This is a genomic window from Alcaligenes sp. RM2 (assembly GCF_052931795.1).
This window is the reverse complement of record NZ_JBRFIO010000002.1, coordinates 937,433-949,968: the sequence shown is the minus strand read 5'-3', so window position 1 is coordinate 949,968 and position 12,536 is coordinate 937,433. Positions and strand designations below refer to the sequence as shown.

Genomic DNA, 12,536 nt, shown 5'->3' with positions numbered 1-12,536 from the left:
CGACACGGACCTCGCCGGTTAGCGGATAGCAGGAGCAGAAGGCAACGTGGGACGCCTTATACAAGCCGTATTGATCTAGTATAACGCCGCACACAAAAGGCGCAATTAATGACATCTAAAATGCTTGGCGACTGCGCCATACCGTTGGCATTAACAAACACATCGATCTATCACGAGGGCGAATTCTTACAAAAGAAGCGCTCCAAATCATGATTGACGCCCCTTGGCTGCCCCACATGAAGGAAAAATTCCGATATGCTAATCGGGTGCAGCAAGTACGCGCTTCGCGGGCCCCTTTTCCACCAAACCGAGCCCAGCCTGCCCTTGGTCACCTTGAGGCAGGCAACAAGCGTTGCCATGACATATGCTGCCTATAACAAATCAGCACCTACATGGCGACTGTATTTCTTATAAATTAGATTCACTTTTACACTAGAAAATCCTATCAGGAGCTTTACCAAAATGGATGCCAACGCCGATCTGGCCAAACTTGCGCTGGACTATCACGCGTATCCCACTCCCGGGAAAATCTCGGTGGTCCCTACCAAGACCCTAGCCAATCAAGATGACCTCTCGCTAGCCTACTCCCCCGGCGTCGCATCTGCTTGCATGGCCATCCACGCCGAAGGCGAAGAAGCCGCCGCCAAGTACACCTCGCGCGCCAACCTGGTTGCCGTGGTTACCAACGGTACCGCCGTGCTGGGTCTGGGCAATATCGGCCCCCTGGCCGCCAAGCCCGTCATGGAAGGCAAAGGCTGCCTGTTCAAGAAATTCGCCGGCATCGATGTGTTCGATATCGAATTGAACGAAACCGATCCGGACAAGCTGGTCGACATCATTGCCGCACTGGAACCCACCCTGGGTGGTGTGAACCTGGAAGACATCAAGGCCCCCGAATGCTTCTACATCGAGAAGAAGCTGCGCGAGCGCATGAGCATTCCCGTGTTCCACGATGACCAGCACGGTACCGCCATCATCTCGTCCTCCGCTGTTCTGAACGGCCTGAAAGTCGTCAACAAGAACATCGCCGACATCAAGCTGGTTTGCTCGGGCGCTGGCGCTGCTGCCATTGCTTGCCTGGACTTGCTGGTTGCCCTGGGAGTGAAGCTGAGCAACATTTTCGTGGCTGACTCGCGCGGCATCATCTGGAAAGGTCGCGACGAGAACATGGAGCCCAACAAGGCTCGCTACGCTCAGGAAACCGATGCCCGCACCCTGGCTGATGCCATGGTTGGCGCTGACGTGTTCCTGGGTTGTTCCGCTCCTGGCGTATTGTCCGCCGACATGGTCAAGACCATGGCCGACAAGCCCCTGATTCTGGCCCTGGCCAACCCCGAGCCTGAAATCCGTCCTGAAGTAGCCAAGGCTGCCCGCCCTGACTGCATTATCGCGACTGGCCGTTCGGACTACCCGAACCAGGTCAACAACGTGCTGTGCTTCCCCTTCATCTTCCGGGGTGCCCTGGACGTTGGCGCCAGCGTGATCAACGAAGAAATGAAGCTGGCTTGCGTGAAAGCCATTGCCGATCTGGCCCAGGTCGAGCAAAGCGACGATATGGCCACTGCTTACGGCGGCGAAGATCTGCGTTTTGGTCCTGAGTACATCATCCCCAAACCGTTCGACTCCCGTCTGATCGTTCAGATCGCACCTGCCGTGGCCCAGGCTGCGATGGACTCCGGCGTTGCCGCCCGTCCTATCGAAGACATGGACGCCTACCGTCAGAAACTGATCGCCATGACCTACCACACCGGCCCGCTGATGCGTCCGTTGTACATGCAGGCCAAGGCTGCGCCCAAGCGCATCATTTACGCTGATGGCGAAGACGAGCGCGTATTGCGTGCCGTGCAAACCGTCGTGGACGAGAAGCTGGCCCAGCCTATTCTGGTGGGTCGCCCCAGCGTGATCGACATGCGCGTCAAGAAAGCTGGCCTGCGTCTGGAAGCGGGCAAGAACGTGCAAATCGTTGATCCTGAAGACGACGATCGCTTCACCGAGACCTGGACTGCCTACTACAAGCTCAAGGCACGTGAAGGCGTGACTCCAGACATCGCCAAAGCCATGATACGCAAGCACAACTCGCTGATCGGCGTGATGCTGCTGCAACGTGGTGATGCTGACGGCATGATCTGCGGCGTGGCCAGCAACTACGACAGCCAGCTGCACTATGTTGAGCAAGTCATTGGCCTGAAGAAAGAAGCCCAGACTTTCGCCGCCATGAACGTACTGATGCTGCCTACACAAACTCTGTTTGTGTGCGACACCCACGTCAACGAGAACCCCACTGCCGAACAGATCGCCGACATGACGATCCAGGCCGCCGAGGAAGTTCGTCGTTTTGGTGTGGTGCCTCGCGTGGCTCTCCTGTCGCACTCGAACTTTGGCAGCCGCCAGACCGAGTCGTCCCGCAAGATGGCCAAGGCTCGTCAGATCCTGGCTGAACGCGCTCCCGACCTGGAGGTGGACGGCGAAATGCACGCTGACTCCGCCCTGTCCGAGAAAATCCGCCTGAAAGCCTTCCCCGACAGCACGCTGCGCGGTTCGGCCAATCTGCTGATTACTCCTAACCTGGACGCCGGCAACATCACCTACAACATGCTGAAGATGACAGGCAGCAACGGTGTGGCCATGGGCCCCATCCTGCTGGGTGCGGCTCGCCCCATCCACATCCTGACCACCAGCGCTACGGTGCGTCGCATCATCAACATGACAGCCCTGGCTGTTGTGGATGCACAGCAAGAAGCCCAGCAAAACAGCTAATCCTGTTTAGCTGAATAAAAACCGGATGCAGCGTAAAGCGGCATCCGGTTTTTTTTAATGATGACTTTGGCACCCAGTTTCGCTGAACAAAGCTGTCGCCTGATTCAACAGAGTATCGGTGCTCAGGATCCAGCTCATTTAGCCACAATGGATACAACACAGCCGCGTATCCTCTCTCAGGGTTGGCGGGTGCCCGGAATCTTGTGCAAGCTCGCTCCGTCAGCCGTGAAGTGTCCGAACCGGATGAGCAGACATCACACTCCAAGAGCGGCCTATTTCCGCACCCGCCCTGCCCGCACAGACAAAGGCCAGCTGATTCGGCGGTGATGGTCAGGATCACCCCACTGCTTGCGCAGCTCTACTTCCACTGCGCTCAAGGGACTGGCGCCCAGCGCTTTTTCAGCCGCTTTCACAGCCGACCAGGTTCTGATGTATCCCAGGAGCTGTGGCAAACTCCAATCCACCTCCATGGCCAAAGGCGGCAAGCTCAGCTCCTGAAAAGGAAAGGCCAGGCTGCGATACCCCTCCTCCACATGACGGCGCTCCGGTGGCCAGTAAGCGCCGACGGTTTCATAGTAGAAATGCTGCATGACGCTATCCACTGCACCCTCCACATGCAAGACGCCATAGGTGATCAAGGCCAGCAAGGCATCGGGGCGAGCGATACGCTGAACCTCGGCATAGAAAGGTTCCAGATCCAGCCAATGAGCCGCTTGCGCGACGGTGATCAAATCCACGCTGTTATCAGCCAGACCGCTGTTGTCAGCCAAAGCCGTGCGATAGCTCACACCCTCTTGCGGCTGCGCCTGAGCAATCTGATCGGCACTGCCGTCCGTGGCGATCACTTCCTTGAATCGCTTGGCCAGCAACACAGAAAGCTGCCCAGTCCCGCAGGCACAATCCAGCGCCCTATCCTGTGCGGGGCTCAGTTCGGCCAACACATCCGCCAGCTTTTGCGGATAGCTGGGGCGGTAACTGGCATAGTCGGCTGCAACTTGGGAAAAGTGATCTTTGAACTGGGAGTCTGCCATCGCTTCACCTTTGTCTCTTGATATCAAGCCATATAGTAGTTTGCTAAACGCGGAGCCTGGAAACCAGCGTAACAAAGAGACTATTTTTAAGCAGGCACATGAGGCATCCCTAGCCACTCGCTCACCGAGTGGCCGACTGACTGCCCCTGCTCAAACAGGCCGACGATGCTTGAACTTGCGATGACCCACACGTTGCGCATGATAGATCCCTGCATGTCCCGAGAACACATAGGCTGCTACACAAGCGATCGCCGCCCAAGGCCCCAGTTCGGTGCCAAACAGCTCCATCGCCATCAGCGTGCACGCAATCGGTACATTGGCTGCGCCGGCAAAGACGGCCACAAAGCCCAAGCCCGCCATCATGGAAAAAGGCATGTGCAGCAAGGGAGCCAAGGCATTACCCAGAGTCGCCCCTATGTAGAACAAGGGCGTGACCTCCCCTCCTTTAAAACCGGAGCCTAAAGACAGGACAGTAAACACCAGCTTGCCCAGAAAATCCCATGACTGCATAGGCTCGTGGAAAGCGCGCACTATTTCCGGAACACCCAGGCCAATGTACTGGTAGGCATCCAACGCCCAGACAGCTATCGCCACCACCAGCCCGCCCCAGAAGGGGCGCATGGGTGCGTACTTGATGATCTTTTTCATCCAGGCGGAAAGCTGGTGAGTCAGCATGGCGAACAACATGCCGATCAGGCCGAACAGAACCCCGGCGATCAACACAGCCAGCATGCTCCAGCCGCCTAATGGCACGACCTGCTCAACGACATAATGGGCATGCTGCACACCCCAGGCCAGGCCCACCTGGTCGGCAACAATCGCGGCGATCAGACAAGGGAACAAGGCGTTGTAGCGCATACGGCCTATCGCCAGCACTTCCATGCCAAACACGGCTCCGGCTAAAGGCGTGCCAAAGACAGATGAAAAGCCGGCACTCATACCTGCCATCAACAGAATGCGTCGATCGTCCCGGTCCAAGCGAAACACATGGGTTAGCTGGTCCGACAAGGCGGCACCCATTTGTACGGCGGTGCCCTCTCGGCCTACCGATGCACCGAACAAATGGGAAATCACGGTTCCACCAAGCACCAAAGGCGCCATGCGCAAAGGCACCACTTTCTTGGGATCGTGAATTTCCTCGATCAGCAGGTTATTACCTGCACTAACAGACTGCCCTACGCGTTCATACACCCAGCCTACGGCCAAGCCTGCCAGCGGCAGTAGCCAGATCAGCCAGGCATGGTGCATCCGCCAGGAGGTAGCCTGCTCGAGTGAAAAAAGGAAAAAAGCGGAAGCGCTGCCTGCCAGCACGGCAATCAGGCAAGCGAGCACAAACCATTTGCCGTAATAGGCCAGCAGGTTTAGCGAGAGTGAGGTTTTGAGTCTGTTCATGGGTCGTAAGCTCAATGGAATCGGGCTGACCACAAACAGAAGATGTAAACGCAGACGCCTACAGCCCCGACGGTGGTCAGGTCGCTGTAGACGTCATCAGCTGCTTCAGAACGAAACGGCGGTTAAAGGAGGAACGTCATCTCCAGGAAGAAATTGTACAACGACTCCTTTAAGCCGCAAATAAACAGAGCGAAATGTTCAAGCCATGGCCGGCGTCATCTGACGGCCTCGGGACAGGCTCAAGCCCCCTATGGTCAGTGCCAGGAAGACTGCGGCAGCTATCCACCAGCCCATGGCACCAGTAATCAAGGCCTGGCCGATCAGGCCTGCCTGAATGACGTAATACACCATGGGTATCAAGGTCTTGCGAACAATCTCGCCCTCACGTCCCAACATGCCGACAACCGCACCGGCAGCCACCACGTTATGGACGCAAATCATATTGCCAGCCGCTCCACCTACCGCCTGCAATGCAACCACAATAGCGGACTGGTCCACACTCAAGCCAATTTGCTGAGCGGTAGAGAACTGGAAGTACGAAAACATCATGTTGCTGACAGTATTGGAGCCCGCAATAAATGCCCCCAAACTACCCACCCAGGGTGAAACCGTAGGCCATGCCTGCCCAACCGCCGACGCGGCCCCTTGAGCCAGCACCAGCGGCATGCTGGCAATGGAACCATCAGCCGCTGCCGAGTTGATAAACACCTGCACCATAGGCACGGCCAACAACAAAGCAGGAGCTGCGCTGCCCATGGTACGCAGCGATGCTTTCACACCGACGACATACTGCTGACTGTTCATGCGAAAAATCGCAATGCAGGCCAGTGAGACCAGAATCAAGATGGCCCCGGGCGAGAAAAGCAACTGAGCCGATGTAGAAATACCAGTACCCAAAATACCTTCCACCTTGATTGTGGCCGAAGGCCCCGTCAACCAGGCTTTTACGGCAGGAACAGTACGAGTAAAGATCAAAAGTGCAACCACCAGCACATACGGCGAGAAAGCCCGCAATACCGAAAAGCGTTGCTGCGATTCCGTGTTATCCATCGCCACTGTGCCCAGCCAGTGGGACGGCCATTGACTGCGATCCGGGAAATCAAAGGTTTTGCGAGGTGCAAACCAGCCCTTTCGAGCTGCGCTCACCACGATTACCAGTCCGACCATCGAACCCAGCATGGAGGGGAACTCAGGGCCCAGGGTAATGGCAATCAGGTAGTACGGAACGGTAAAGGCCAAACCGGCAAACAAAGCAAACTTCCATGCCCCCAGCCCCTCGGCAAAGGAGCGGCGTTCACCGAAAAAGCGAGTCAACAAACCGCAGAGCAACAGTGGAATCACAAAGCCGGTCATGGCATGAATCAAGGCGACGTTCTCGACGATCTGCTGCAAATACTCAAGCGGCTGCAAGGGCGAAATGGCAGCTGCAACATCAACCTTGTTATCAATACCTGAACGCACTCCAACCAGCATGGGCGTACCAACCGCCCCGAAAGACACAGGCGTGGACTGGATAACCAACACAGCCATCACCGCTGCCATGGCTGGAAAGCCCAGCGCCAGCAGCAAGGGAGCCCCAACAGCGGAAGGCGTACCGAAACCCGACGAGCCCTCGATCAGGGAGCCGAACAGCCAGGCAACAATAATGACCTGAATGCGACGATCCGGCGATACATCCATAAAGCCCTGGCGAATCGCACTTAATGCTCCGCCCACCTTGAGCGTATTCAAAAGCAGCACGGCACCAAATACAATGAACAGCAGGGTCAATGCGGTAACAATACCGTTGATCGTGGCTGCAGCAATAACTTCGGCCTGGCTCCCCCATACAAATAAAGCGAGAATCGCCGTAACCAGATACGCGGCCCCCATCGATAGTTTGGCTGATCGCCCCATCACCACCATCAATAGAAAAACAACCAATAATGGCGTCAGAGCCAACAAGGTGTATAAAAGACTCATCCCGGATTCTCCTTTGTGTGACTGCACGTATAGGAGGAAGAGGTTTTGTTGGTGAACAAATGCGGCTATGAGCCCGGCCCTGGGCAGCGCAACCACTTCCCGTTTTGTATTTTTGAGCATCATAGCGGTATTACCACCTTTGCATTACCAGCAGAAACCCTGACTAGTTTGGCGCCTCAAGGCCTTAATACGATTAAAAAACCAAGAAAGTGGTAATACCAAATTTAAAGAAGCGTCTTATATGACTATGAATCCCAGCACTCGCCTATCGGACCTGGTTGCTGAAAAAATCCGGCAACTTATACAGGATGAACAGTTGCAACCCGGTGACCGAATCCCGTCCGAGCGTCAATTGGCTGAACGGCTGGATGTGTCGCGTGTACCGATACGGGAGGCCTTGCGCTCGCTAAGCTCTGAAGGCTTGCTGATTACCCGCCGTGGTGGGGGTACTTATGTTCAAGACAGCGAGTTGATCAACTGGCCAGCCCAGAGCATTGCGCCTCTGGAGGAGCTGATCAATGAAGACCCCTTGTATCGCTATGATGTTCTAGAGGCACGTCGGGCCTTGGAAGCCAGCACAGCCTGGCATGCGGCACAACGAGCAACAGATGCGGACAAAAAGCACATTGAACAGTGCTTCCAAGTGATGGTTCGGCATCAACAAAACCAGGATGCAGACCTGTCGGCACGTGCAGACGCCCAATTTCATCTGGCAATTGCCATGGCCTCTCATAATGTCGTGCTGGTGCAACTGATGAATGGCTTGTTCCAGTTAGTGTTCTCTACAGTGAAAGAGAACCGGCGCGCCATGTTCGAGTTCGACAATGCACGGGAAGTGGAAATTTTGACCGAGCAGCACGCGGGAGTTATGAAAGCTATTTTGGATGGTGATGCAGAACGGGCTCGCGAGCTGATCGGGCACCACCTGGATCATGTCCAGGCCAAAGTCCGATTTTCTGAAGAGAACAAAGCTCGTGAACAGCGGATTTTCCGCTTCAACAACCACCTGTCTCAGCCTTGAAGCCTAGCCTGTCAGACATTGGGGCTGCTGCATGTTGACGTGCATAGGGTGATGACAATGCCAGCGACAATGCCGGCGACTCTGGCGGTGCGGGCAGTGTTGGTGATCGCTGTGGCTGTGGCTGTAGCCATAGCAATAAAAAAATAACGGGCAAAAAAAAGTGCACCCAATGGTGCACTTGACCTTCCAGCTACTGCTTCATAACGCTACGGGCTACATGAACACCCGGGGCACGCCCCAGGGATCGCAGCCCGAAAGCATTAACGTTGAGCAGGTACGTCGCGCTGAGTTGGGCCCACGTACAGCTGACGTGGACGGCCGATCTTGTAATCTGGATCGGACAGCATTTCGTTCCACTGAGCAATCCAGCCTACGGTACGAGCCAGGGCGAAGATAGCGGTGAACAAGGACGTTGGGATGCCGATAGCGCGCTGAACGATACCCGAGTAGAAGTCTACGTTGGGGTACAGCTTGCGTTCGACGAAGTATGGATCTTCCAGAGCAATACGCTCCAGTTCCATGGCCAGCTTGAACAGAGGATCGTTCTCCAGGCCCAGGGCTTCCAGAACTTCCTTGCAGGTTTCTTGCATCAGCTTGGCGCGTGGGTCGTAGTTCTTGTAGACACGGTGACCAAAGCCCATCAGGCGCACGCCCGAGTTCTTGTCCTTGACCTTCTCCATGAACTCGCCAACCTTGTCGATGCCGCCGTTGGCTTGCAACTCTTCCAGCATGTTCAGGCAAGCTTCGTTTGCACCACCGTGGGCAGGGCCCCACAAGCAAGCAACACCCGCAGCGATCGCAGCGAAAGGATTGGTACCCGACGAACCGCACAGACGCACGGTGGAGGTGGAGGCGTTTTGTTCGTGATCTGCATGCAGGATGAAGATACGGTCCAGAGCGCGCTCAACCACTTCGTTGACCTTGTAGTCTTCGCAAGGGGTAGCGAACATCATGCGCAAGAAGTTGCCGGTGTAGGACAAATCATTCTTGGGATAGATGAAAGGCTGTCCCAAAGAATACTTGTACGCCATCGCAACCAGAGTAGGCAGCTTGGCGATCAAGCGGATAGCCGACACATGACGGTGATGAGGATTCGTGATGTCCGTGGAATCATGGTAGAACGCCGACAGGGCACCGACCAGGCCGGTCAGTATTGCCATGGGGTGAGCGTCCGGACGGAAGCCGCGCAGGAAGTGCTGCATCTGTTCCTGAACCATGGTGTGGTTCGTGACCAGGGAGTCAAATTCCTGCTTCTGATCTGCGTTGGGCAACTCGCCGTTCAGGATCAGGTAGCACACATCCATGAAATCGCACTTTTGTGCCAACTGGTCGATCGGGTAACCACGGTACATCAACTGGCCCTTGTCGCCGTCAATGTAGGTGATACCGGATTCGCAAGCCGCCGTTGCCATAAAGCCCGGGTCATAGGTAAACATACCTGTCTGACCGTAGAGCTTACGGATATCGATCACGTCCGGACCTACGGTGCCCTTGTGTACAGGGAACTCAACCGAAGGGCTACCGTCGGAGAAGGATAGCGTGGCTTTTTTATCTGACAATTCCATCACTTTTTTCCTCAATGGTTATAGCTTTCGCATAATGTCTACTAGTCGCTGAATGTCCGGTGTGGCGTACTGCCCTTCCGGCTCGGAGCGAGCCAGAAGGACATCCAGCAAAACTGTATCGTCCATTTCGAACAAGCGGGTCAGGGCCGAGACGTCCTGATCAGTCAGCTCGTTTTCGTATTGATCCAGAAAACGGGTGATCATCAAGTCGTTTTCAAGCAAGCCCCTGCGCGCACGCCAGCGCAGGCGCGCACGCTCCAATTCCGTCAATGTTCTCATCGGTACATACCCACCTTTTTAGATACTGCGACGCACCAGCATTTCTTTGATCTTGCCGATGGCATGCGACGGGTTCAGTCCTTTTGGACAGACGTCCGTGCAATTCATGATCGTGTGGCAGCGGAACAAGCGGTATGGATCTTCCAGATTGTCCAGACGCTCGCCCGTTGCTTCGTCACGCGAGTCGGCAATGAAACGATAGGCTTGCAACAAACCAGCAGGACCGACGAACTTGTCGGGGTTCCACCAGAACGATGGGCAAGAGGTCGAGCAGCAGGCGCACAGAATGCACTCGTACAGACCATCGAGCTCCTCACGTGCTTCGGGCGTTTGCAAACGCTCTTTCTCTGGAGGAGGAGCATCGTTGATCAGGAACGGCTTGACCGAATGGTACTGATCGAAGAAGTGGGTCATGTCCACGATCAGGTCACGGATAACCGGTAGACCTGGCAGTGGGCGCAGAACCACAGGCTCTTTCAAGTCGCGCATATTGGTGGTGCAGGCCAGTCCGTTCTTGCCATTGATGTTCATGGCATCGGAACCGCACACACCTTCACGGCAGGAGCGACGCAACGCCAGGCTGTCGTCCATGTCGTTTTTAATGCGCAGGATCGCATCGAGCAGCATCTTGTCGGTGGGCTCCAGCTCGACTTCGATCTTCTGCATGTAGGGACGCTCGTCCTTGTCAGGATCGTAGCGGTAGATTTCAAATTTGACCTTACGTTTTTGGCTCATGTCAGTATCCTGCTTAGAAAGTCCGGGCCTTGGGCGGAATCGTTTCGGCTGTCAGAGGCTTCATCTGGACAGGCTTGTACTCCAGACGGCTGCCTTCCGAGAACCACAAGGTGTGACGCAGCCAGTTTTCGTCGTCACGTTCTGGGTGGTCGTTCAGGGCATGAGCACCGCGACTTTCAGTACGATTGGCGGCCGACTTCGTCGTAGCGCGAGCCACTTCGATCATGTTGGCCACTTCCAGAGCTTCAATACGGGCGGTATTGAACACCTTGGACTTGTCTTTGAAGTAAATATCCTTGACTTCGGGAACCAGGGATTCGATCTGGTCGACACCCTTGTGCAACAGATCCAGGGTACGGAACACGCCGCAGTGAGCCTGCATGGCCACACGAATCTTGTTGCCCACGTCCTGTGCCTTTTCGCCCGATGTACGGGATTCCAGACGGTTAACGCGGTCCAGCGAGTACTCGATGGAGGACTCGTTGATTTCCTGGTGCGCGTGCGTTTTCTCGGGGTGCGAATCCACAATGTGGTTGCCGGCAGCGCGACCGAACACGATCAGGTCCAGCAGGGAGTTCGTACCCAGACGGTTGGCACCGTGCACGGAAGTAGCGGCACATTCACCGATGGCGTACAGACCGTTGACGATCTTGTTCTCGCCTGTTGGCGTTTGAGTCACAACCTGACCGTAGTAGTTCGTGGGGATACCGCCCATCTGATAGTGGATGGTTGGAACCACGGGGATCGGATCCTTGATCGGGTCCACGTTACCGAACTTGATCGCGATTTCGCGAATCGAAGGCAGACGTTTCTTGATGACATCAGCGCCCAGGTGATCCAGTTTCAGAACCACGTAGCTGCCGTCGCCACAACCGCGACCTTCCTTGATTTCCTGGTCCATGGAACGGGACACGAAGTCACGTGGGGCCAAGTCCTTCAGGGTGGGAGCGTAACGCTCCATGAAGCGCTCGCCGTCTTTATTGAGCAAGATACCGCCTTCACCGCGCACGCCTTCGGTAATCAGCACGCCAGCACCGGCTACGCCAGTGGGGTGGAATTGCCAGAATTCCATGTCCTGCAAAGGCAGACCGGCACGAGCAGCCATACCCAGGCCGTCACCCGTGTTAATGAAGGCGTTGGTGGAGGCAGCCCAGATACGGCCAGCACCACCGGTAGCCAGCACCACGCGCTTGCCTTCCAGAACGTAGATTTCGCCGGTTTCCATTTCCAGAGCGGTTACGCCCAGAACGTCACCCGCTTCGTTACGCAGCAAGTCCAGCGCCATCCATTCCACGAAGAACTGGGTGCGGGCAGCTACGTTACGCTGGTACAGGGTGTGCAACATGGCGTGGCCGGTACGGTCAGCAGCGGCACAGGCACGTTGAACAGGTTTTTCACCAAAGTTGGCAGTGTGACCACCAAATGGACGCTGGTAAATCGTACCGTCCTGGTTACGGTCAAACGGCATACCGAAATGCTCGAGCTCGTACACAGCGTGTGGAGCTTCACGGCACATGAATTCGATGGCGTCCTGGTCGCCCAGCCAGTCCGAACCCTTGACGGTGTCGTACATGTGCCAGTACCAGTGATCCTCGCTCATGTTACCCAGGGAAGCACTGACGCCACCTTGAGCAGCCACGGTGTGGGAGCGGGTTGGGAACACCTTGCTGAGCACGGCCACGGACAAGCCAGCCTGAGCCAATTGCAGGGAACAACGCATACCGGCGCCACCGGCACCGACCACCACTACGTCAAACTGACGGCGGGGCAAAGATTTTGTGATGGAAGCCACGG

The 12,536-nt window shown here is 55.9% G+C and carries 9 protein-coding genes and 1 riboswitch; of the genes, 2 read left to right on the top strand and 7 right to left on the bottom strand.

Annotated features, from left to right (window positions below; all coding sequences use genetic code 11):
- Window positions 1-462: 462 nt before the first annotated feature.
- Window positions 463-2,757, top strand: a complete 2,295-nt coding sequence (locus ACU6HM_RS11155) for an NADP-dependent malic enzyme (protein ID WP_250756856.1) — start codon at window positions 463-465, stop codon at window positions 2,755-2,757.
- A 272-nt stretch (window positions 2,758-3,029) separates the two neighbouring features.
- On the opposite strand, the gene ACU6HM_RS11150 is transcribed toward ACU6HM_RS11155, so the two are convergent.
- From ACU6HM_RS11150 to ACU6HM_RS11140, 3 genes are all read right to left on the bottom strand, one after another.
- Complete coding sequence (locus ACU6HM_RS11150) at window positions 3,030-3,788, bottom strand: class I SAM-dependent methyltransferase (RefSeq protein WP_251196104.1); 759 nt, start codon at window positions 3,786-3,788, stop codon at window positions 3,030-3,032.
- Window positions 3,789-3,938: 150 nt separating this feature from the next.
- The gene (locus tag ACU6HM_RS11145) at window positions 3,939-5,180 is read right to left on the bottom strand and encodes a voltage-gated chloride channel family protein (protein ID WP_324577935.1); all 1,242 of its coding nucleotides are present in this window, start codon (window positions 5,178-5,180) and stop codon (window positions 3,939-3,941) included.
- Window positions 5,181-5,260: 80 nt separating this feature from the next.
- Window positions 5,261-5,333: riboswitch (Fluoride riboswitch) on the bottom strand.
- Between the two features lie 45 nt (window positions 5,334-5,378).
- Window positions 5,379-7,142 (bottom strand): L-lactate permease, encoded by a 1,764-nt coding sequence (locus ACU6HM_RS11140; protein WP_137431269.1) that lies wholly within the window; start codon window positions 7,140-7,142, stop codon window positions 5,379-5,381.
- A gap of 241 nt (window positions 7,143-7,383) precedes the next feature.
- On the opposite strand from ACU6HM_RS11140, the gene lldR reads away from it, so the two are divergent.
- On the top strand, window positions 7,384-8,163 hold the full coding sequence (gene lldR, locus ACU6HM_RS11135; protein WP_009457683.1) for a transcriptional regulator LldR: 780 nt from the start codon (window positions 7,384-7,386) through the stop codon (window positions 8,161-8,163).
- Window positions 8,164-8,423: 260 nt separating this feature from the next.
- Here lldR and gltA read toward each other — a convergent pair whose 3' ends face one another.
- Genes gltA through sdhA form a run of 4 tightly spaced genes read right to left on the bottom strand, consistent with a single transcriptional unit; the run spans window position 8,424 to window position 12,534 of the window.
- Window positions 8,424-9,728, bottom strand: a complete 1,305-nt coding sequence (gene gltA, locus ACU6HM_RS11130; RefSeq protein WP_022983549.1) for a citrate synthase — start codon at window positions 9,726-9,728, stop codon at window positions 8,424-8,426.
- 18 nt (window positions 9,729-9,746) lie between these two features.
- Entirely contained in the window at window positions 9,747-10,007 is a 261-nt protein-coding gene (locus tag ACU6HM_RS11125; RefSeq protein ID WP_003802528.1) for an FAD assembly factor SdhE, read from the bottom strand.
- An 18-nt stretch (window positions 10,008-10,025) separates the two neighbouring features.
- Window positions 10,026-10,742, bottom strand: a complete 717-nt coding sequence (locus ACU6HM_RS11120) for a succinate dehydrogenase iron-sulfur subunit (protein WP_003802530.1) — start codon at window positions 10,740-10,742, stop codon at window positions 10,026-10,028.
- A gap of 13 nt (window positions 10,743-10,755) precedes the next feature.
- The gene (gene sdhA / locus ACU6HM_RS11115; RefSeq protein ID WP_022983547.1) at window positions 10,756-12,534 is read right to left on the bottom strand and encodes a succinate dehydrogenase flavoprotein subunit; all 1,779 of its coding nucleotides are present in this window, start codon (window positions 12,532-12,534) and stop codon (window positions 10,756-10,758) included.
- Between the last annotated feature and the right edge of the window lie 2 nt (window positions 12,535-12,536).

Coding starts and splice junctions, on each gene's coding strand:
- ACU6HM_RS11155 (WP_250756856.1), top strand. CDS start 463: ATGGATGCCAACGCCGATCTGGCCAAACTTGCGCTGGACTATCACGCG.
- ACU6HM_RS11150 (WP_251196104.1), bottom strand. CDS start 3,788: ATGGCAGACTCCCAGTTCAAAGATCACTTTTCCCAAGTTGCAGCCGAC.
- ACU6HM_RS11145 (WP_324577935.1), bottom strand. CDS start 5,180: ATGAACAGACTCAAAACCTCACTCTCGCTAAACCTGCTGGCCTATTAC.
- ACU6HM_RS11140 (WP_137431269.1), bottom strand. CDS start 7,142: ATGAGTCTTTTATACACCTTGTTGGCTCTGACGCCATTATTGGTTGTT.
- lldR (WP_009457683.1), top strand. CDS start 7,384: ATGACTATGAATCCCAGCACTCGCCTATCGGACCTGGTTGCTGAAAAA.
- gltA (WP_022983549.1), bottom strand. CDS start 9,728: ATGGAATTGTCAGATAAAAAAGCCACGCTATCCTTCTCCGACGGTAGC.
- ACU6HM_RS11125 (WP_003802528.1), bottom strand. CDS start 10,007: ATGAGAACATTGACGGAATTGGAGCGTGCGCGCCTGCGCTGGCGTGCG.
- ACU6HM_RS11120 (WP_003802530.1), bottom strand. CDS start 10,742: ATGAGCCAAAAACGTAAGGTCAAATTTGAAATCTACCGCTACGATCCT.